This is a genomic window from Corynebacterium sp. H127, from assembly GCF_037482665.1.
Lineage (GTDB): Bacteria > Actinomycetota > Actinomycetes > Mycobacteriales > Mycobacteriaceae > Corynebacterium.
The window spans coordinates 102,707-123,329 of sequence record NZ_JBBHKY010000008.1; the positions used below are offsets into that span (position 1 = coordinate 102,707).

The 20,623-nt window shown below is 56.7% G+C and carries 21 protein-coding genes; 13 read left to right on the forward strand and 8 right to left on the reverse strand.

Annotated features, from left to right (window positions below; translation table 11 throughout):
- Positions 1–3: 3 nt before the first annotated feature.
- A complete protein-coding gene (locus WG936_RS09575; RefSeq protein WP_339564788.1) occupies positions 4–1,185 on the forward strand; it encodes an N-acetylmuramoyl-L-alanine amidase in 1,182 nt (393 codons plus the stop codon).
- 28 nt (positions 1,186–1,213) lie between these two features.
- On the opposite strand, the gene WG936_RS09580 is transcribed toward WG936_RS09575, so the two are convergent.
- The 8 genes from WG936_RS09580 to rpmH form a co-directional block, all read right to left on the reverse strand.
- The gene (locus tag WG936_RS09580) at positions 1,214–1,771 is read right to left on the reverse strand and encodes a hypothetical protein (protein WP_339572785.1); all 558 of its coding nucleotides are present in this window, start codon (positions 1,769–1,771) and stop codon (positions 1,214–1,216) included.
- The gene (locus WG936_RS09585) at positions 1,771–2,853 is read right to left on the reverse strand and encodes a ParB/RepB/Spo0J family partition protein (protein WP_339572786.1); all 1,083 of its coding nucleotides are present in this window, start codon (positions 2,851–2,853) and stop codon (positions 1,771–1,773) included. The genes WG936_RS09580 and WG936_RS09585 overlap by 1 nt, the downstream gene beginning before the upstream one ends.
- The gene (locus WG936_RS09590) at positions 2,853–3,788 is read right to left on the reverse strand and encodes a ParA family protein (RefSeq protein ID WP_339572787.1); all 936 of its coding nucleotides are present in this window, start codon (positions 3,786–3,788) and stop codon (positions 2,853–2,855) included. Before WG936_RS09590 ends, WG936_RS09585 begins: the two co-directional genes overlap by 1 nt.
- Positions 3,789–3,822: 34 nt before the next feature.
- Complete coding sequence (gene rsmG / locus WG936_RS09595) at positions 3,823–4,464, reverse strand: 16S rRNA (guanine(527)-N(7))-methyltransferase RsmG (protein ID WP_339564784.1); 642 nt, start codon at positions 4,462–4,464, stop codon at positions 3,823–3,825.
- A gap of 90 nt (positions 4,465–4,554) precedes the next feature.
- Positions 4,555–5,508 carry a membrane protein insertase YidC gene (gene yidC, locus WG936_RS09600; protein WP_339564783.1) on the reverse strand — a complete coding sequence of 318 codons (954 nt, stop codon included), beginning with the start codon at positions 5,506–5,508 and terminating at the stop codon, positions 4,555–4,557.
- A gap of 16 nt (positions 5,509–5,524) precedes the next feature.
- Complete coding sequence (gene yidD, locus WG936_RS09605) at positions 5,525–5,800, reverse strand: membrane protein insertion efficiency factor YidD (RefSeq protein WP_339564885.1); 276 nt, start codon at positions 5,798–5,800, stop codon at positions 5,525–5,527.
- On the reverse strand, positions 5,763–6,113 hold the full coding sequence (gene rnpA, locus WG936_RS09610) for a ribonuclease P protein component (RefSeq protein ID WP_339564782.1): 351 nt from the start codon (positions 6,111–6,113) through the stop codon (positions 5,763–5,765). Before rnpA ends, yidD begins: the two co-directional genes overlap by 38 nt.
- A gap of 19 nt (positions 6,114–6,132) precedes the next feature.
- Entirely contained in the window at positions 6,133–6,276 is a 144-nt protein-coding gene (gene rpmH, locus WG936_RS09615; RefSeq protein ID WP_182385093.1) for a 50S ribosomal protein L34, read from the reverse strand.
- Between the two features lie 1,016 nt (positions 6,277–7,292).
- On the opposite strand from rpmH, the gene dnaA reads away from it, so the two are divergent.
- The 12 genes from dnaA (at position 7,293) to WG936_RS09670 (ending at position 20,612) form a co-directional block, all read left to right on the forward strand.
- Positions 7,293–8,645 carry a chromosomal replication initiator protein DnaA gene (dnaA, locus tag WG936_RS09620; protein ID WP_445227809.1) on the forward strand — a complete coding sequence of 451 codons (1,353 nt, stop codon included), beginning with the start codon at positions 7,293–7,295 and terminating at the stop codon, positions 8,643–8,645.
- Positions 8,646–9,175: 530 nt separating this feature from the next.
- Positions 9,176–10,360, forward strand: a complete 1,185-nt coding sequence (gene dnaN / locus WG936_RS09625; RefSeq protein ID WP_339564780.1) for a DNA polymerase III subunit beta — start codon at positions 9,176–9,178, stop codon at positions 10,358–10,360.
- Positions 10,361–11,533 carry a DNA replication/repair protein RecF gene (gene recF, locus WG936_RS09630; protein WP_339564779.1) on the forward strand — a complete coding sequence of 391 codons (1,173 nt, stop codon included), beginning with the start codon at positions 10,361–10,363 and terminating at the stop codon, positions 11,531–11,533. It begins immediately after the preceding gene.
- The gene (locus tag WG936_RS09635) at positions 11,530–12,066 is read left to right on the forward strand and encodes a DciA family protein (RefSeq protein ID WP_339564778.1); all 537 of its coding nucleotides are present in this window, start codon (positions 11,530–11,532) and stop codon (positions 12,064–12,066) included. The genes recF and WG936_RS09635 overlap by 4 nt, the downstream gene beginning before the upstream one ends.
- 198 nt (positions 12,067–12,264) lie before the next feature.
- On the forward strand, positions 12,265–12,480 hold the full coding sequence (locus WG936_RS12290) for a PLDc N-terminal domain-containing protein (RefSeq protein WP_445227954.1): 216 nt from the start codon (positions 12,265–12,267) through the stop codon (positions 12,478–12,480).
- Between the two features lie 90 nt (positions 12,481–12,570).
- Positions 12,571–12,714 carry a hypothetical protein gene (locus tag WG936_RS09640; RefSeq protein ID WP_339564777.1) on the forward strand — a complete coding sequence of 48 codons (144 nt, stop codon included), beginning with the start codon at positions 12,571–12,573 and terminating at the stop codon, positions 12,712–12,714.
- A gap of 324 nt (positions 12,715–13,038) precedes the next feature.
- Positions 13,039–15,078 carry a DNA topoisomerase (ATP-hydrolyzing) subunit B gene (gene gyrB / locus WG936_RS09645; RefSeq protein ID WP_339564776.1) on the forward strand — a complete coding sequence of 680 codons (2,040 nt, stop codon included), beginning with the start codon at positions 13,039–13,041 and terminating at the stop codon, positions 15,076–15,078.
- Between the two features lie 216 nt (positions 15,079–15,294).
- The gene (locus tag WG936_RS09650; RefSeq protein ID WP_339572788.1) at positions 15,295–15,441 is read left to right on the forward strand and encodes a hypothetical protein; all 147 of its coding nucleotides are present in this window, start codon (positions 15,295–15,297) and stop codon (positions 15,439–15,441) included.
- Positions 15,442–15,538: 97 nt separating this feature from the next.
- Entirely contained in the window at positions 15,539–16,531 is a 993-nt protein-coding gene (locus WG936_RS09655) for a pyridoxal-phosphate dependent enzyme (RefSeq protein WP_339564774.1), read from the forward strand.
- Between the two features lie 5 nt (positions 16,532–16,536).
- Positions 16,537–19,182 (forward strand): FAD/NAD(P)-binding protein, encoded by a 2,646-nt coding sequence (locus tag WG936_RS09660; protein WP_339572789.1) that lies wholly within the window; start codon positions 16,537–16,539, stop codon positions 19,180–19,182.
- A gap of 3 nt (positions 19,183–19,185) precedes the next feature.
- On the forward strand, positions 19,186–19,884 hold the full coding sequence (locus WG936_RS09665) for an ABC transporter ATP-binding protein (protein WP_339564772.1): 699 nt from the start codon (positions 19,186–19,188) through the stop codon (positions 19,882–19,884).
- A complete protein-coding gene (locus WG936_RS09670) occupies positions 19,881–20,612 on the forward strand; it encodes an ABC transporter permease (protein ID WP_339572790.1) in 732 nt (243 codons plus the stop codon). The genes WG936_RS09665 and WG936_RS09670 overlap by 4 nt, the downstream gene beginning before the upstream one ends.
- The last annotated feature ends 11 nt before the right edge of the window (positions 20,613–20,623 follow it).

Sequence of the window (20,623 nt, forward strand, 5' to 3'; positions counted from 1 at the left end):
GCAGTGACCGAACTGTTGCAGGTTGGCGATAAAAGCCCTCGGGTAGCCGAAGTACGGGCTACCTTGGCGAGGCTGGGGCTGTTGCCACACCACGAAGGTGAACTGCAGCCGGGCGCCTCACGCCAGTTCTCGCAGGAAGACATGTACTTCGACGAGGAACTGGCCTCAGCGCTGCGTGCTTTCCAGCAGAGCCGCGGTATCCGGGCCGACGGTGTCATCTGTGACAAGTTGCTGCGCCTACTACGGGAAGCCTCCTACCGTTTGGGCACCCGCGTGCTGATCTATCAGCCGGGCAACGTCATGATTGGTGATGATGTCGTCGAGCTACAGACGCAGCTACAGGAATTGGGCTTTTACGCGCACCGCATCGACGGCCATTATGGTGAGGCCACCTACAACGCCGTGATGAACTATCAGCTCAACTACGGGCTAAACGAGGATGGCATCACGGGTCCCGACACCATCCGCGCGCTGGGTCTTTTAGGGCGCCGGATCACCGGTGGTTCCCGCCAAGCCATTAGCGAGCGGGAGCGCGTCCGCCAGGCCGGTCCGAAGCTAGCCGGGAAACGCGTGGTTATTGACCCGCACCTCGGCGGCTCCAACAAGGGCCAAGTGGTGGATGGAAAGTTTGGTCGCATCACGGAGGAAGAGATCCTCTGGGATCTAGCTACCCGCGTTGAGGGCCGGATGATCGCGGCAGGGATGGAAGCGATCCTTTCGCGCCCACGCCTGTCCGAACCAGACACGAAGCAGCGCGCTGAGATCGCTAATGCCTTTGGGGCGGATCTGCTAATTAATCTGCAGTGCGATTCCTATCCGAACGAACGTGCCAACGGTGTGTCCACGTTCTACTTCGGTTCGGAGATCGGCGCTACCTCGCTGACCGGCGAAATGCTGTCCGGTTACATCCAACGCGAGGTAGTGGCTCGCACGGGGCTAGGCAATTGCCGCAACCACGCGCGAACCTGGGATCTGCTCCGGATGACCAAAATGCCGACCATCGAGTTGGTGTGTGGCTATCTGACGAATCCGGGAGACGTTGAGATCCTCACCGACCCGAATAACCGTGATGCCATCGCAGAGGCAATCATTGTGGCCGTGAAGCGGCTCTACCTGCTTGACGACGACGATCAGCCTACCGGCACCTACAAGTTCGCGGAGCTGCTAGAAGCAGAGGCGCAATAGCGGGCTCGCTAGTCGAGCCTGGCGTTGTCTAGCAGAGCGCTAGCGAAAGCAATTCTTCCACTTCGGCGGCCGCGAGCAAACCATCGGCGGGTGGGAGTTCCAGACGATAGCGAGGCACTTCCTCGTGCTCTTTGACCACTGCGAATCCGGAAGCAAGCAACAGTTCCTCGGGTATGAGGCCGATTGGGCCGTAGGTACCCGAGCGCCAGCCAAAAGCCTCGACCGCGGGTACATCGCGGGATAGGAGATGGGCCAAGGCGGCGTCGATAAGCACGGTCTGCAGGTTGGTGTTGCCGCTGTCCAGGCAGCCACAAAACAGGGAGCTCAGGAGCGTCGCATCGGCGGAGACCGGACCGCTGGGCAGTTCTTGCGCGCCCGGCAGCAGGGTAGGGGAGGCAAAGAGGATGGTTGCGACAGGGGAGTCGGAAATGGCAGAAAATCCGCAGGTCCCGTAAGTCATTAGGGTGCGGCTGAGCCAGAGCTCTTTCGCCATCTCCGCGTCTGCCACCGTGGAGCCAGCCTCCCAAAAGGCAGAGCGACGGCAAGCCGGGTGGACATTTCCCAAACTCACCGGCTCAATGCGCATTAGTCCTCCAGCAGTCCCATGATGCGCTCGAAATCATCACGGTCGCCGAACTCGACCACAATCTTGCCTTTTCGTTTACCCATTTGGACCTGTACTCGGGTGTCAAAGCGATCCCCAAGCCGAGACGCGGCAGCGCTAGCGAATTCGGGCAGCGGGGCCTTCGTGCGGCTCTGGCGTGCCGGCTCTTCGCCACGATTGGCCAGCGTGACGGCCTCCTCGGTTGCCCGGACTGATAGTCCCTCAGCAACGATTCGGCTCGCGAGAGCTTCTTGTGCCGGTGAGCCTGCTTTCAATCCCAGCAAAGCGCGGGCATGCCCCGCGGACAGCACACCGGCGGCGACCTTACGTTGCACGCTGACAGGCAGAGCTAGGAGGCGAATCATGTTCGTGATGAGCGGGCGTGAACGACCGATACGATCAGCGAGCTCCGCTTGGGTGACGCCGAACTCCTCGAGCAGTTGCTGGTAGGCCGCAGCTTCTTCGAGTGGGTTTAACTGGGCGCGGTGAATGTTCTCAAGAAGCGCGTCGCGGAGCAAGTCACCGTCATCGGTCTCACGAACGATGGCGGGGATGGCTTCCAGACCAGCCTTAGCGGCTGCGCGCCAACGGCGCTCGCCCATGATCAGCTCGTAGCCATCCTCGTGTTCGCGGACCACAATCGGCTGCATGAGGCCGAATTCCTTGATGGAGTGGACGAGCTCAGCGAGGGCTTCGGGATCGAAGACCTGACGGGGCTGCTTCGGATTCGGCCGGATCTCGTCGATCGGGATTTCCCGGTAGGTGGCGCCAAACTCGGTTGTCTTAGCTGGCTGTGCTGCCTGCTTTTGCTTAGCTCCGGAGTCTTGTCGCGCAACCTGCTTCGCAGCGTTCTTCTTGGTGGCGGACTTGGACCCAGCTTTCTTAGCCATCGCCGGCAGCGCACCTGCTTCCCGCGCGTCACGAGCAGCCTGGCCGGCGCCCATGCTGCCACCGATGATGATGTCAGCTGCGGAATTTGTCAGCTGCGGCTTTTGCTCCGGTGCACTGGGAATTAGGGCCGCGAGGCCACGGCCGAGACCGCCCTTGCGAGTTTCGTTAGCCACTAATCGTCCTTTCCATTCTGTGGTGCGCAACCGACGGGGCCGGAGTCTTTACTTGGCAAATAGTCGCCGCGACGAGCGATTTCCTTCGCGGCATCCAGGTAGGCGAGCGCACCGCGCGAACCCGGATCGTATTGCAGCACAGTCTGGCCATAGCCCGGTGCCTCGGAGACCTTCACTGAACGCGGAATCATGTTGCGCAGCACCACATCGCCGAAGTGTTCGCGGACTTCCTGCGCGACTTGTTCAGCGAGCTTGGTGCGGGCATCGTACATAGTAAGCAGGATCGCGCTGATGTGGAGCTCGGGGTTGAGATGCTGGCGAATCATCGTGATGTTATTCAGCAACTGTCCCACGCCCTCAAGTGCGTAGTATTCGGCTTGGATCGGGATGATGACTTCGTTCACTGCGGTCATCGCGTTGATGGTAAGCAGGCCGAGCGACGGCGGGCAATCAATAATCACATAGTCAAAGCCTTGGCTGCTGAGGAATGTGTCATCAAGCGCGTCACTTAGGCGGTATTCCCGACGCACCATGGACACTAATTCGATCTCAGAGCCAGCCAAGTCAATGGTGGCGGGGATGCAGAATAGATTGTCATTAAAAGTAGACTTCTGCATCGCCTCCTCGGCTGTGCATTCTCCGATGAGCATTTCGTAGGAGGAGAGCACACCGGAGTGATGCTCGGCGCCTAGCGCGGTAGAGGCATTTCCCTGGGGATCCAGGTCCACTACTAGTACTTTCAGACCGTGAAGGGATAGTCCTGCAGCCAGATTCACGGAGGAAGTGGTCTTACCAACGCCGCCCTTTTGGTTAGCGATAGTAACTTTCCGGGTGGTTTCCGGGCGGGGGAGTGAGAGGGAGTTTGGTGTCATCACCTGCGCCGCGCGTCTAGCTGCGGCTGCAATCGGTGTGTCGTCCCAGAACTGCTCGTCCATTCACATTCCCTTCGAAAAATATGGCTCTCTTATCCTACTTGATCCGCGGGATGATGATGAGCGTCGTTGGATCGGACAGGTGCTCGGTGCCCACGAGACGAATTTCCGCAAGCCCGCCACCGGCCTTCTTGATCTGCTGGGCATCACGCTGCAGCTCCTCCGCTACAGAGCTGCCCTTAAGCGCAATCATCTTGCCGCCCTTCTTTAGCAGTGGCAAGGACCAGCCCGCGAGCCGTCCCAGCGGGGCAACCGCACGCGATGTCACGATATCTACACTGCCGACGTCGGCACGCACAGTCTTTTCCTCGGCGCGGCCACGGATGACTCGAACATTGTCGAGCCCAAGCTTGTCGACGACTTCACCAAGAAACACCGAGCGCTTGAGCAACGGCTCGATGAGCGTGATGCTCAGATCTGGGCGCGCAATTGCCAATGGGATACCCGGCAACCCAGCGCCGGAACCAATGTCCGCCACCCGTTTATCGGCGGCCATCGCTTCCGCGATCACCGCACAGTTGAGGATATGCCGCTCCCAGAGTCGAGGAACCTCGCGGGGCCCGATGAAGCCACGTACAGAGCCATCAGTTGCCAACAGCTCGTGGTACGCCTCCGCGAGGGGGAGACGATCTCCGAAAATGTCTGCAGCGGCGGTCTGTATAGGTTTCACGTGAAACATCGCTCTCAAGTTGGGGGCCGTGTCCGTACACACTTTACGCTGACACGAAAAAAGCCACCCTGGTGGGTGGCTTTCCTTGTGGATAACTAGCTACTTTTTCTTCTTCTTTGGATTATCAGGGCGTTGACCTGGCTTAGGAGCAGTAGCTCGCTTCGCAGCTTTCTTCGCCTCGATCTCAGCTTCTTCTTCTTTATCCATCTTGTCATAAACAAGCTTGGTCTGGAAGAAGGTCCAGATGTTGTTAGCCACCATGTAGAACAGCAGTCCGATGTGCCACAACACGCCGGTGAACAGCAGGGTTGCTGGCATGAACCAGAGCATCATTTTGTTCATCATGGCCATCTGGGAGGCCATCATCTCATTAGAAGGAGCCTGCTGTTTGCCGGAGGCGAGGCGTGCCTTCTGGCGATCCAAGGACAACCGCGCGTTAAAGTGCGTCGCCAGCACGGTGATAAGAATCAGGGGCGCGGCGACTACGGCGATCTTTAGCTTGCTCAGGTCAGCGCCCGGGAAAGCTGCATACTGCTCCGACGGCATCCAAATGTAGGAAGACAGTGGAACACCAAAAAGCTTGGCATCAAGGAAGGACTGCACGTCCTCCGGCTTGAAGTAGTAGTTCGCAGTATTGCGGTTCGCCTCAATGCTCATTCCCAGCTGCCCGGCACCAGTGCCGGTGCGGTTGAAGGAGCGCAGCACGTGGAACAGGCCGATGAACACTGGCATCTGCACAAGGATCGGCAGGCAGCCTGCGATCGGATTGACGCCCATCTCCTTTTGGAGCTTGCGCGTCTCTTCCATCATCTTTTGCTGATCGTTCTTGTACTTCTCGCGAATTTCCTGCATCAATGGCTGGAATTCCTGCATCTTGCGGCCGGAACGCATCTGATTGATCATCGGCTTGAGCAGCAGGATACGAATGGAGAACGTCAAAAAGACAATGGCCAAAATCCAGGAGATTCCGGAGCCCGCACCGAAGGGGATGGAAAAGAGTTTGTGCCAGAACCACAGCACAAAAGAAATCAGCCAATATACAAAGTTGAGCACTGTGAGTCTTAACTCCTTAGGTTTTACGTGGGCGGACGGGATCGAATCCACCCGGATGCCATGGCCCACACTTGGCGAGCCGCACCGCAGTCAACAAGGTCGCCTTCACAGCGCCATGTTCCCGCAACGCATCCAACGCATATGCGCTACATGTTGGCTCGAAACGACAGGTTGACCCCATCTTAAGGGGTGATATGTATTTTTGATACAGCAACACCAGCTGAAATAAGGCTCGGTTTGCTGGGGAACGTCGGCTAGGCTCGGGTGAGTTTGGCGAGTGCGTAGGACACATCATCCATCAGCTCCTTGCTGGTTGCCTGTCCGGCGCGCGGAAGCGCCCTGATGACAACGTCGCACCCCTGTGGAATTGTTCCCACAACCTGCTGACACACATGCCGAAGCCGCCGGTAGGTTCGATGCCTAATGATCGAATTACCGACGGCTTTGGAAACGATGAGACCGAAGTGAGGTCCGCCGAAACGAACAATCTCACTCTGATCCGCGACTGTCAGGTGTACGACCACCGTTTTGGTACCCGTACGTCGGCCTGCTCGAACTACGCGTCGGAACTCCGAGGAGTCCAACTTGAGTTGCTGAGGGAGCATGCCGATTCCTGCGCAGAAACTACGCGGTCAGCTTTGCACGGCCCTTAGAACGACGAGCCGCAACGATTGCGCGCCCGGAACGGGTACGCATACGAGTACGGAAGCCGTGAACACGTGCACGACGACGGTTGTTCGGCTGGAACGTCCGCTTGCCCTTTGCCACGGTTACACTCCTAAAGTTTTAATCGGGCGATCCTTTAGCTGCGAAAATCAAGCACCGCCGGAGATAGCTGATGGCTACTTCTGGTTGGCGCTGGCAAAATCCGCGGCCGAAGTCACCCTTTATGGATGATTGTTAGAACTCGGGTGCCCGAATTGCATAACACGTTAAGCGTTAAGCAGGTCAGCACACTTCCGAGCCGCCTGGCTCACTACCCCGAGGCGAGGAGCGAACCCTGCGTAAAGCACACCAAAATATAGTGATGTGACAGACAGGAACCAGCCTACGGCATGATCACAGGGCAAAACAAATCGACACGCCGGGGTAGTCACCCTACCCCTTGAATGACATTTTTGTAATTTACCGGCTGGTAGAGCACGTTTTTGCACGGTTATCCACATACCGCACTACCGGAGGAGGGCTAGCCATTTTCTCCCTGTGGACAGGGGACGGGCTAGCCGAGTAAAGATGGAGATATCCGATTTACACACAGTCTGTGAGTAAACAAAATTGTGTATAACTCTCAACCGAAACTTCAGACTTTCGAAATTTTTCGATGTATATGCTGGTCAGAGAGTTGTACACCCCGGTGAAAGTTATCCACAGGAATTGGCGTATCCTGTGAATAACAACGTCGGGAAAAGTTATCCACAGGTGTGGAGAAAACTGTGGAACCACAGGCCAACGCCAATTTCTCGGTGTGGAAATTTCATCCACCTCCATTGCAAGCCTAAATTCGATTGTTCAAACTCAAGGCCACCGCTTGTGGTGGCCTGACGGCCGGCGAGTAGCTACTAGCTGAGCCCGGCCGTTTATTAGAGACCAAAGGAAAATACGTGACTGAGACCCCAGACGACCTGCTCACCACATGGCAGGAAGTAGTGGCGGACCTAGCCCGGTTGGCGGCGGAGCCCAACTCCGGAATCCCTCCATTAACGGCTAAACAACGCGGATTCCTCACTTTGGTCAAGCCGATCACTTTTGTCCCTGGCTATGCCGTGATTTCCACGCCACACAACATGGCACGCGACGTCATCGAAAACGACCTCGGAGACGCAATCCGGCTGGTATTGCAGCGCAGGATGGGTCGCCCATTTTCGCTCGCCGTCTCCGTAGAACCCCAAGAAGCGGTACAAACCGAGCTTCCCGTCACCGCAGCGCACGCACCCCAACCGGTAGTAGCCGCAAGTACCCGAGTTCCTTCCCGTACTGAGCTGGACAAACTCCAGTCGTCGCCACACCAGCGCGAACAGTGGGAAGAAGTGGTGGTGACGGAACCAGAACCGCAACCACAACCACAGCGTCTACATCGCGAAGTGCCGTCCCTAGACAAACGCGAGATGTCATTAAACCCGAAGTACACCTTCGAGAACTTTGTTATCGGTAGTTCGAATAGATTCCCAGTGGCGGCGGCGCTCGCCGTCTCCGAATCCCTCGCACAGGCATATAACCCACTGTTCATTTGGGGTGGCTCGGGGCTTGGAAAAACCCACCTGCTCCACGCGATAGGCAATTACGCCCGGGTTCTTCAGCCCGGATTGCGCGTGAAGTATGTTTCCTCCGAAGAATTCACCAATGACTACATCAATTCTGTTCGCGATGACCGCCAAGAGAAATTCAAGCGGAACTATCGCAACCTCGATGTGCTCATGGTCGATGACATCCAGTTCCTGGAGGGTAAGGAAGGTACGCAGGAGGAGTTCTTCCACACCTTCAATGCGCTCCATCAGGCAGACAAGCAAATTGTGCTCAGCTCTGACCGACCACCAAAAGAGCTAACGACCCTCACTGACCGGCTGCGCACTCGTTTCAAAGCTGGCCTGATTACCGATATTCAGCCTCCTGACCTGGAAACTCGCATGGCGATCCTGTCCAAGAAGGCGCAGTCGGAGGGGACTGTGGTTGACCATGATGTCCTTGAACTCATCGCCTCTCGATTCGAGACGTCGATCCGTGAGCTGGAAGGTGCTCTGATCCGAGTAACCGCCTACTCTTCCCTGATCAAGGAACCCATCGACCTCAAAACTGCTGAGATTGCCCTGCGTGACATCATGCCGGACGCCAACGATGTTGAGATCAGTGCCGACATCATCATCGAGCAGGCTGCGGAGTATTTCTCCATCCCGATTGCCGCTCTGACGGGCATTGGAAAGACCCGTGCGGTGGCGCACGCCCGACAGATTGCCATGTATTTGTGTCGCGAACTCACCGATCTCTCCTTGCCTCGCATCGGAGAGCACTTTGGTGGCAAGGACCACACCACGGTGATGTACGCAGTGCGCAAAATAAACAAGGAAATCACCGAAAAGCGTGATACTTACGATCAGATTCAGGCGCTAACCTCAAATATTAAGAGTCGCAATAGAGCCTGAGCTGCAGGTTTTCCGCGATAGGAATGATGAACACGTAGTTACACAACTAGGGGCCGGTTTCGGCCCCTTTTTTATCCACAGAGTTATTCACAGCTGTGTAATTACACTTTTGTAATTTGGTGAGTCTGAACACACAAGCGGCACCGCAAGCTGTGTGCACAACTAATGGAAATTCTGTGAGACAAAAGTGGACTACATGTGCACAACTTTGAGCAGGCAGAAAGCATCCACACCAGGGCCGAGATATCCACATCCCATCCACCGGATGTCCACACGCTAAGATTGACCCCAGATGCTGTGGAAAGAGCTAGTTATCCACAGTTTGCACAGGACTTACTGTAGTTACCTTCTTTTTACTAGTAATAAATAAAGAAGAAAGAAGGCGTGGGGATAACATGTTTGAGGCTTGTCGTCTTCAGCGCAAGCGAGGAATGACAAAAACCAAACCGAGTTCCTAACTTCCCTTCCGACAGGTACGTTTGTGTGTAATTCCATTAATTGGATCAAGACCTGCAAGGAGTAAAGCGAGCATGGAGATGGCGTCCGTTTCTTTTCGCGTAGCCAAGGATGATTTGGCTAACGCGGTGGCATGGGTGGCGCGTAGTTTGCCATCGAAGCCAACGCAACCGGTGCTCCGTGGCATGTTGATCACCGCCGATGATGAGGGCCTAGAGCTTGCGGGCTTTGACTACGAAGTTTCCACCAAGCAGCGTATTTCTGCCGAAGTATCCCAGCCGGGTCGGATCGCAGTTGCTGGCAAGCTCATCGCAGACATCACCGCCACGCTGCCAAATAAGCCGGTAGATGTCACCGTTGACGGCTCGAAGGTCCTGGTTTCTTGTGGTGCTTCCCGTTTCGAACTACCAAGCATTCCACTCGATGATTATCCGCAACTCCCGGCTTTGCCTGAGGTGACCGGCGCGATCGATCCCAAACTCTTTACTGAAGCAGTGACTCAGGTAGCAACCGCTGCTGGTCGCGACGAAACGCTGCCAATGCTCACCGGTGTGCATCTTGAGATTCACGGCGAGGATGTGCTGCTTGCAGCAACTGACCGTTTCCGTCTTGCTGTTCGCAGCTTCAATTGGATTCCTCGCAATCCGCAGGTGGAAGCCAAACTTCTCATTCCAGCCAAGACGCTCCTGGAAAACGCTCGCAGCCTGGATAACAGTCTCAACGATCCGGTAGAAATCGCTGTTGGTAACGACGAGCAGATCGGTGGCGACGGCTTGTTCGGTGTCCATGCCGATACTCGCCAGACCACTACTCGCATGCTGGATGCGGACTTCCCGAATTTCCGTCCGCTGTTGCCAAAGACCCACACCTCGATCGCTTCGGTAGAGATCAGCCCGCTTCTCGACGCCATCCGCCGCGTCGCCCTCGTGGCCGATCGAAACGCCCAGATCCGGATGAGCTTCTCCGAAGGTCAGGTTGTTCTTGATGCCGGCGGCAATGATTCCGGCCACGCCGAGGAAGTACTTCCTTGTGCTTTCGCAGGCGAGCCACTGCACATTGCTTTCAACCCTGGCTATCTCAAGGACGGGCTGGGAGTAATTCGCACTAACCGTGTAGTTTTCGGCTTCACCCAGCCTTCCCGCCCAGCGATCATGATTCCGGAACCAGCGGAACTGCCCGAGGCAGACGCTAATGGTGAATTCCCAACCCCGGAAACGGATTTCACTTACCTGCTCATGCCGGTTCGCCTGCCAGGTTAAATGTATTTAGCAAAACTGTCGCTGCGTGACTTTCGCTCCTGGCCGACGCTGGAGTTAGAGCTAGAGCCGGGAGTGACTGTTTTTGTGGGTCGAAATGGTCATGGAAAGACCAATATCGTCGAGGCCATCGGCTATGTTGCGCATCTTTCCAGCCATCGTGTCGCTGCCGATTCCCCGTTGGTGCGTTCGGGGGCTGAGAATGCTCTGGTTTCTGCAACTGCGATCAATGAAGGACGGGAACTCACCGCGCATCTGCTGATTAATGCGCACCGGGCGAACCAGGCGCAGATCAACCGCACAAAGCTCAAAAGCCCCCGCGAGGTTCTCGGGGTGGTAAAGACGGTGTTGTTTGCTCCGGAAGACTTGGCGTTGGTGAAGGGTGAGCCGGCTGAGCGTCGCAAGTATTTGGACGCAATCATGGCTACGCGCCAGCCGCGCATCGCCGGTATCAAGGCGGATTATGACAGGGTGCTTAAGCAACGTAACGCTCTGCTCAAGACCGCTTCTTCTGCCTTAAGACGGGGTTATGGAGACAACGAGGGTGCTGCGGCGCTGGCAACTCTTGATGTGTGGGATTCTCAGCTGGCACATTTGGGCGCGCAGCTCATTGCGCATCGGTTACGGTTAGTCGAAGAACTGCAGCTGAAGGTGCCCGAAGCTTATGCCACGATTGCTCCGGAATCCAGGCCAGCAAAGTTGACCTACAAGTCCACCGTCCCGACGGAACAACCAGCGGAAGATGTTCTCGAGGCCGCCATGCTGGCGGAACTTGGGACGAAGCGTCAACGTGAAATCGAGCGTGGGATGTCTTTGGTTGGTCCGCATCGCGACGACCTGGAGCTCATGCTGGGCGAAGAACCAGCCAAGGGCTTTGCCAGCCATGGCGAAACGTGGTCCTATGCGCTTTCCCTGAGAATTGCAGAGTTTTATCTGGTCAAAGGCAGCGGCACTGATCCGATCCTCATCCTTGATGATGTTTTCGCGGAGCTGGATGCCAAACGCCGCACCACCCTAGTGCAGATTGCAGCCGGGGTGGAGCAGGTGTTGATTACTGCGGCTGTCGACGCCGATTTGCCCGAAAACCTAGATCAAGCGACCGTGCATTCCCACACGGTGACTGCTATCGACGACGATGAACTCGGCCGTATTTCAGTAATGGATCTTGCGCAATGACGGAATCAGATGACCTCATCCAGTCCGCATTTCAGCAAGTGCGGCAACAGGCGAAAAAGACCACCGGCAAGTTGCCGGATTTGAGTAAGCAGGGGCAGGGGCGTCGACAAGCACGCGCGAAAACCCCACGGCAGCCAGGTATTCCTACGGGGCGCGACGGCCGGCGGCTATGGCGTCGCGACAACTTTCAATCCTTTGGACAGATACTCGGTAAGGAAATTCAGGCACGCGGATGGCAGAAAGAAATTGCTGGTGGCTGGGTCAACTCACACTGGGATTTGTTGGTGGGTGAAAAGATTGCTGAGCATACGCGAGTGGAAATGCTAAAGGATAAACAGTTGTTTATTTCCTGTGATTCCACGGCGTGGGCTACGAACCTGCGGATGATGCAACGGCAAATTCTGCAAGAAATTGCCCGACATGTGGGGCCTGATGTGGTGGCCGAGCTGAAGATATTTGGTCCTAAGACTCCGAGCTGGCGGAAAGGGCCGCTGCACGTGAAGGGACGTGGCCCAAGGGATACCTATGGATAATCATGCTACCTAGATAGACTCAAACAACACTGATTCACTTTTTGCTTAGCTTGAAACACGAATCGAAAGAGCAGCACGCAACGGAGTCGTCAAATTGGGTGTGCGGCCACTGCAATCAATAGTGCCAAGTTGTGCATAATTTCGACCCAACTGCGGAGGTAAACAGTGTGAATGGAAATACAAACGTAGGTGATGCAAATGCTTAGTGGCCCATCGCTCCTGGAGTACCAGCCTGTTGACTACTTCTATCTAGCTTTGTCAGTAGCTGCGCTTATTCTCTTGGTTGTGGCGATGGTCCACTACTTTCGTCAGGAACCAAAGAGCTGGTCAGCAGTACTTGTGTTGCTTGTAATTTTCCTTCTTCCGCTAGTGGGACCTATTGCTTACATTTACTCGGTTCGCCGAAGAAGCTAGCTGGGAAATGTCATGAGCAATCGGGGCGAACCGCCTCACCCGATGTTCGTCTGAATCGATCTAACCTGTATTTGATAAGGAGCTGTATCTATGTCAACCCTTTGGCTTGCATGGATTGCAGACGCAGTTCTCATCATTGTTTTGGTAGAAATTGCACGTCGGCAGACTGTCCGTAGACGAGAGTTGGAACAAGAAGTACAAACTCTGAAGAGCGAACTTGTTCAAAAGCGCTGAACTTCACAACTTCTTGTTAAAGAACTCCAGTTGTGTTCCGAGATAGTCGCGGTACCTCGGTGTTGGTGAGGAGACAAAGGGCTCAAATCATCTATGAAATAGGAACTTAACTACGCCGTCGCAAGGATCAGAAGAAGTCCTAGTGAGTTTTCATCACGCCCTGCCATATCCGGCAGGGCGTCTTTTTGGTCTATGCGGTAATCGATTTGTGAGAAACCGCTCTATTTTCCCTTCTCCGAGCTTCCTGCCTAAGTCATGTAGGGGAGCACACAGTGTAAGATAGAGGGGTCTATCAGCAATTAGAGCAAGGAGTGCTAGCTACCCGTGGCTGCGCAACATGAATATGATGCCTCATCGATCACCATCCTTGAGGGTCTCGAAGCTGTCCGTAAGCGTCCTGGCATGTACATCGGTTCTACCGGTGAGCGTGGCCTCCACCACCTGGTCTGGGAAGTCGTGGACAACTCGGTTGATGAGGCGATGGCCGGCTACGCCTCCCGCGTCGACGTCACCTTGCTCGAAGACGGTGGCGTCGAGGTCATCGACGATGGTCGTGGCATCCCCGTAGAAATGCACCCCTCCGGTGCTCCTACCGTGCAGGTCGTTATGACCCAGTTGCACGCCGGCGGCAAGTTCGACTCGGATTCTTATGCCGTCTCCGGTGGTCTCCACGGTGTGGGTATTTCCGTGGTCAACGCGCTATCTACTCGTGTTGAAGCTGATATTAAGCGTGATGGCAAGCACTGGTATCAGCGCTTCAACATGGCCGTGCCGGAAGAACTTGAAGAGGGTGGCAACGCTCGCGGTACCGGCACCGCAATTCGTTTTTGGCCGGACGCTGAGATCTTTGAGACCACCGATTTCAAGTGGGACATCATTGCTAAGCGCCTGCAGGAAATGGCATTCCTGAACAAGGGTTTGACCATTACCCTCACGGACAAGCGCGTCACCGAAGAAGAACTTGAGCTCGAAGCCCTAGCTGAGGAAGGCGAAACCGCCGAGGCTATTTCGCTTGACGACGTCGATAGTAAAGCCGACGAAGCGCCAGCGAAGAAGAGCAAGCCTAAAGAAAAGAAGAAGGTCTTCCACTACCCGGACGGCCTCAAGGATTACGTCAACTCGATCAATAAGACGAAGAACGTAGTCCATCCAACCATCGTCACTTATGAGGCCAAGGGCGAAGGCCACGAGATTGAAGTGGCAATGCAGTGGAACTCGGGATACTCCGAATCAGTCCACACCTTTGCCAACACCATCAACACTCATGAGGGTGGCACGCACGAAGAAGGTTTCCGCGCTGCGCTGACCTCTTTGATGAATAAGTATGCGCGTGAACACAAGTTGCTCAAGGAAAAGGAGCCGAATCTCACGGGTGAGGATTGCCGTGAAGGTCTTGCCGCCGTCGTTTCCGTGCGTGTTGGTGATCCACAGTTCGAGGGTCAGACAAAAACCAAGCTCGGTAATACGGAGATCCGTTCCTTCGTCCAAAAGGCAACCAACGAGCACCTCGCTGACTGGTTCGATGCGAACCCGGCTGAGGCGAAGATCATCATTTCGAAGGCTGTGTCTTCCTCGCAGGCTCGTCAGGCAGCGCGCAAGGCTCGTGATCTGATTCGTCGCAAGTCCGCTACTGACCTCGGTGGTTTGCCGGGTAAGCTGGCCGATTGCCGCTCCAAGGATCCAATCAAATCCGAGCTTTACATCGTGGAGGGTGACTCCGCAGGTGGCTCCGCTAAGTCCGGCCGCGACTCCATGTACCAGGCGATCCTTCCGCTGCGCGGCAAGATCCTGAATGTGGAGAAGGCGCGCTTGGACAAGGTGCTGAAGAACAATGAAGTTCAGGCGATCATCACCGCCTTGGGCACCGGCATCAACGATGAGTTTGACATCAACAAGCTGCGTTACCACAAGATTGTGCTTATGGCCGACGCCGACGTGGACGGCCAGCACATCGCGACGCTGCTGCTCACCCTGCTGTTCCGCTTCATGCCGGAGCTGATCAACCAAGGTCACGTCTACCTGGCACAGCCACCGCTGTACAAGCTGAAGTGGCAAGGCAAGGGCGACCCAGGCTTCGCTTACTCCGATGCGGAGCGCGATGATCAGCTCAAGGAAGGCCTCGCGGCTGGCCGCAAGATCAACACCGATGATGGCATCCAGCGATACAAGGGCCTGGGCGAAATGAACGCCAGCGAGCTTTGGGAAACCACCATGGACCCATCTGTTCGTATCCTGCGTCGCGTGGACTTGGAAGACGCCCAGCGCGCTGACGAGTTGTTCTCCATCCTCATGGGTGACGACGTTGCCGCTCGTCGTTCCTTCATTACTCGAAATGCAAAGGACGTTCGCTTCCTGGACGTTTAACAAAGTCGAGTTACCTGGTCTCACTGCTTAAAGGGATTTTAGGTAGCTTCACTGGAAGTTTTACCCGCCTGCTAGGTCACCGTGCACTAGTAGGCGGGTATTTTTTCGATTAGCTGCAAGGGCGTTGCTCTTTCATGCCACTCCCCGAAAGCAGGGCATCGGAGCCCATCGCCTAGGCTGCGCGCTCGACCTGCACATCCCATGAAGCGTCTAAGCATGTGGATCACCGGAATAGTGTTCTTTGCCATGGTGGCAGTTGCTACCGCTGCTGGCTTCGACTCGGATAACACTTACTTCGGCGCGGAGTCGTGGCACTACTTGGCGTGGGTGCTTGCCGCACTGTTTCTTGGGTGCGTGGCGTAGCAAAAAGCCTGGTCGACTGTAAATTATTCATCTCAACTTAGTCTCATTCGCAATTTTGCACACTTGTCATTGATTTTGCTTTTTACACTGGAGCAACATGAATACGAAAGCTCCAGAAGTGCTCTCATCCATTGCTGATGCTCTCGGCGGCACCCCACTGGTGTCATTAGCTGGGCTCGAATTGCAACACCTCAGGGCATGGGCGAAGCTCGAGCAGTTCAACCCGGGCGGAAGCGCTAAAGATCGCACCGCCCATGCCATGGTGGCCGCAGCGAATATCGCTCCCGGGACGATGGTCGTGGAATCCAGTTCCGGCAATCTCGGACTCGCGTTGTCTCGAGAGGCTACCTTAGGACGTTGGGACTTCCACTGCGTCGTGGATCCCCGCGCAAACGCTGCGACCATTGCCTATATGAAGGCGATGGGAGCAACTGTGCATGCCCTCACTGAGCCGGACCCGGAGACCGGAGATTGGCTTGTCGCCCGCAGAAAGAAGGTTGCTGAGCTGCTGGCAGACAATCCCGCAGCAATCAACCTGGACCAATACTCCAATCCGGCCGCGTTTCAGGCGCACTGCGATGGCACGATGCAGGAAATTCACCAGCAACTAGGCCAGGCACCGGATTATCTATTGGTGGCAGTCAGTACCACCGGCACTATCGGCGGCTGTCTCCGCTACATTAGGGAAAATCAGCTGCCGACCCAGGTGATTGCAGTGGATGCCGAAGGTTCCGTGCTCTTTGATGGCACGAGAGGTAATCGCCAGCTGCCTGGGTTTGGTGCTGGCGTGGTGCCGGAGTTATCGCGGAGCGTGCGACCGGATAGGGTCATGCGCGTTGCAGATCGGGCGTCGATAAGCGCGGCGCGGCGCTTGGCACGCAGCACGGCGATCCTGCCGGGGGCGTCGGGAGGCGCGGTGATCGCTGCCCTGCAGCAACTCGACGGCGAGCTGACGGGAGATGCCACGGCAGCTGTAGTGCTTCACGACGGCGGCAATGCTTATCTACAAACTATTTATGATGATCACTGGGTCCAGGAAACGCTCGGCGTGGTTGCGCTAGCGGAGATCACGACAGCAGCAAAGGGGTAACCAAGGTGCGCATTGCAATCGTCGGCGCTGGCCCACGTGGGCTATGGGCCGTGGAAGAACTCATCAATCTGGCCTGGCAACGCGATCTTGAACTACACATCACGGTGTTCGATGGCGGAGGTGTGAAAGCCTATGACCCTGCGCAGCCCGACTATTGGTTGATGAACGTGTCGGCCGCAGTGGTAGAAACCACCACGCTGGGGAGCTTCAATGCCCATACTGCAAACACACAGACCTATCCGCCCCGCGCCGCCGTCGGGAAGTTCTTGGCCGACTCCTGGGACGCGTTGCCCGTCCCGGAACGCTGCACGCTGACCCATCTCGCGCAGGAAGTAGCGGATCCTGGCGCACTGACCGCAGAATTTGACCAGGTACTAGAGGTCACCGGCCATGCCGGGAGCTGGGCTGGCGCACTGACAGGTCCGGATGTGCTGCGCGTTTATCCGCACGGCTCTTTAGATCGAATCCCCGCCGGTAGCACCGTAGCAATCCGCGGCACCTCGTTGACCTTTATCGACGCGGTCCTCGACCTCACTCTTGGCCGTGGGGGCCGATTCACGCCACAGGGATACGAGCCTTCCGGGGAAGAACCCGCAGCAATCTACCCAGTGAATCGTTCCGGGCGATTCATGAACGTAAAACCTGATCACAGCCCCGATATGTCGGCGGTGGTGGATCGCTTGCGCCCCCAGCTACACGCCGCGCAGGATACTGCGGAGATTATGAGCTTGATTCACCAGGTAGCGACGACTCTGTGCGAGGATTCCGAGGGGATTGCTGCAGTGTTGGCCGGTGACTCCTGCGAAGATGGCATCGCTGAGCTGCGGAAATCCTATGCTGTGGCTATTGGAGCGCAGCCCCTGGATGCCCGCGCGGCGGTAGGCATCGCCTTTCGTGCCCTCTACCCAGACCTCGTACAAAGAGTCTCTTTCCGTGAGGAATTGCCAGGATTCCGGGAGTTGGCGCGACGCCTTGAACCCGTCGCCTTCGGCCCACCGTCCCGCAATGCCGCACGCATCCTCGCGCTTATCGACGCCGGGATCATTCAAGCACCCAGCACCGGCGAGTTGCCGGCAGCCGACTTCAGGATCGACGCGGTACTCGCACCACCGCCTCATCCACCGGTACGCACAGATAGCGCGGGCTTTCTGCCAGGATCCTCGTCCCACGCGGTGATCGGACGTGCCACCGAGTTATGGGTGCTGGGCAATGACACCCTCTCCCGCACCCAACATGACGTCATTCCCCGGTGGGCCCGCCGAGTAGTGTCTAGCATTTCTCCAGCTCACGTGCATGGTGTGCCCCCGATGCGCGCCCGCCTCGAACCCTGGGCCGCCCAACTGGTGGCAGAGCCTCAACAATGCCAACAACTCCTCGCGGAGTTCGGCAGCCCAGTCAATGTGTTGGATGCGCGCCCGATGCTGGCCAACGTGGACGAGCTGGTTGAGGCAGGCAGTGACAGCGGGGTGGAGGTGCGCATCTTCTTTGCCCGCAAAGCCAACAAGGGGCTGACCTTTGTGGATACCGTTCATCGCGCCGGGCACGGGGTTGATGTGGCCAGTTTCCGGGAGCTATCCCAGGTATTGGAGGCAGGAGTCCCTGGGGCGGACATCATTCTTAGCGCGGCGATTAAGTCCGATGAACTGCTGCGCTTGGCGATCCAGGCCGGGGTTAGCATTTCCGTGGATAATGCGGCGGAGCTCGCTCGGATCCAGCAGCTGGCGGACCGCCCGGTGAACGTCGTGCCACGGCTTGCCCCTGATCCCCGGAGGCTGCCTCCGACTCGATTCGGGGAGCGTAGCGCTGTCTGGGAGGAGATTCTTCGCAGCGCTGATCTCGGGTTTGTACAGGTAACCGGGATCCATGTGCATTTGCATGGCTACAGCGCGCACGATCGAGCTACTGCGCTCCGCGAGGTTTTCGGGCTTGCGGATTCTCTCACTGCGGCTGGGCATCGTCTCAGCTTTGTGGATCTTGGCGGCGGAGTCCCGATGAGCTACCTGGCAGAGGAACGCCAGTGGCGACACTTCTTGGCGTTTCGCGGCAGCCAAGGGTGCGCACCTTTCACTTGGAAATCGGATCCGCTGCGAAACATTTATCCGTACTGGCAAACCCCAACTCGTGGCGCGTGGTTGCAGGAGATTCTGCAGGATACTCAAGACGGAGAAAGCATCGCGGACGGCCTGCGAGGACGCGGGCTACGCCTCCATTTGGAGCCGGGGCGCTCGCTACTCGACGGCTGTGGCCTGATTCTGGCCCGCGTCGAGTTTGTGAAAAAGCGCAGCGATGGGGTGCCGTTGGTGGGGTTGGCGATGAACCGCACCCAGTGCCGCACTACCTCCGATGACTTCACCGTGGATCCCATTGTGATCCGGGGCGCCGGCAACTCGGATGCTGCAGAGCTGGAGGGATATCTGGTGGGAGCGTATTGCATCGAGGATGAGATCATCCTGCGTCGACGGATCCGCTTTCCGAAGGGCGTCCAGCCCGGGGACATAATTGGCATTCCGAATACCGCGGGCTATTTCATGCACATCCTGGAAAGCGCTTCTCACCAGATTCCGCTGGCTAAGAACGTGGTGTGGCCGGAAAGGGTAGTGGACCGCATCGATCTGCGTGGCGAGGTCAACTTAGACGGACATAGAATCTAAGACATGACCACATTGGTGCGGGCGCGCGGGCTCAACATCACGCGTCGCAAAACGCACATCCTGCATGATCTCAATTTCGAGCTCGCCGAAGGCCATATCGTTGGTGTGATTGGTCCGAGTGGTTCAGGTAAAACGACGCTGCTTCGGGCGATCGTCGGAGTGCAGCGATTCAGTGGGGAGCTGGAAGTACTCGGTCACCGCGCCGGGGATGTGGCTAACCGCGGTCGGATTGGCTACATGACGCAGAGCGCCAGCGTCTATGAAGGGCTGACGGTCCGCGATAATCTAAGGTACTTTTCCCAGCTCACCGGCAGTGTTGCGGATACTGATGAGACGATCGAGTTCCTTGGGCTATCTCAGCAGCGTGACCAGAAAGTGAGCACGCTGTCTGGCGGGCAGCGCAATCGGGTAAGTCTCGGGGCTGCGCTCGTCGCTAAGCCAGCATTGTTGGTCCTTGATGAACCCACTGTCGGCCTGGACCCATTGACGCGGGAAACCATTTGGGAACACTTGCGTTCCCTGGGGACGTCGATTCTGATCTCCAGCCACGTGATGGATGAGGCCGCGCGCTGCGATGACATCCTGCTGCTTCGCGACGGCCGCGTCCTCGCCCACGCCACGCCTGCGGACCTGCTTGCGACGGCCGATGCCAGCAACCTGGATGATGCCTTCCTCACTCTGATTAAGCGAGCCCAGCAATGAACTTGACCCTAGCTAGCGTGCGCCGGATCCTGCGGGAGATTTCCGGGGATAAGCGAACCGTTGCCTTGATCGTGGCCGTGCCGTCTCTGCTGCTCACACTGCTGTTCTTTGTCTATGGCGATAACTCTCGCTTGTTCAACTCAGTGGCCGTGATGATGCTGGGTGTATTCCCTATGTTGCTGATGTTCATTGTCGCCTCGGTGACCATGCAGCGAGAGCGCAAGTCCGGAACGTTGGAACGCCTCATGACCACGCGGCTCACTACCGTGCAGTTGCTTTTGGCTTACGGTATTGCGTTTAGCCTATTTGCGCTGCTCCAGTCCGCGGTGTTGGTGAGTATCGCGCACTTCTTGCTGGATGTGGAGACCGCGTCCCCAATTGGCTGGATTTTTGTTATCTCCCCATTAGCAGGCATCGCTGGCGGTGCTTTCGGACTGCTGGCCAGCGCTTTTGCGGAGAATGAGTTCCAGGCGGTGCAGTTCATGCCGGTATTCTTCGGCCCACAGTTCTTCTTAGGTGGCGTTTTGGTGCCGCGTGAGGACATGAACTCTGTCCTGCACGGGATCTCGAACTTCTTGCCGCTGTCCTATGTCATTGATGCGCTGCGTAACCTGCAGCTGCAGCCGGAACTGTATGGAAACTTTTGGCGTGACATGCTCTTTGTACTTGGATTTGCGGTGGGTGCATTGTTCCTAGCAGCGGTGTCGATGCCGCGGGCGACAAAGTAACTAGGCCGGTT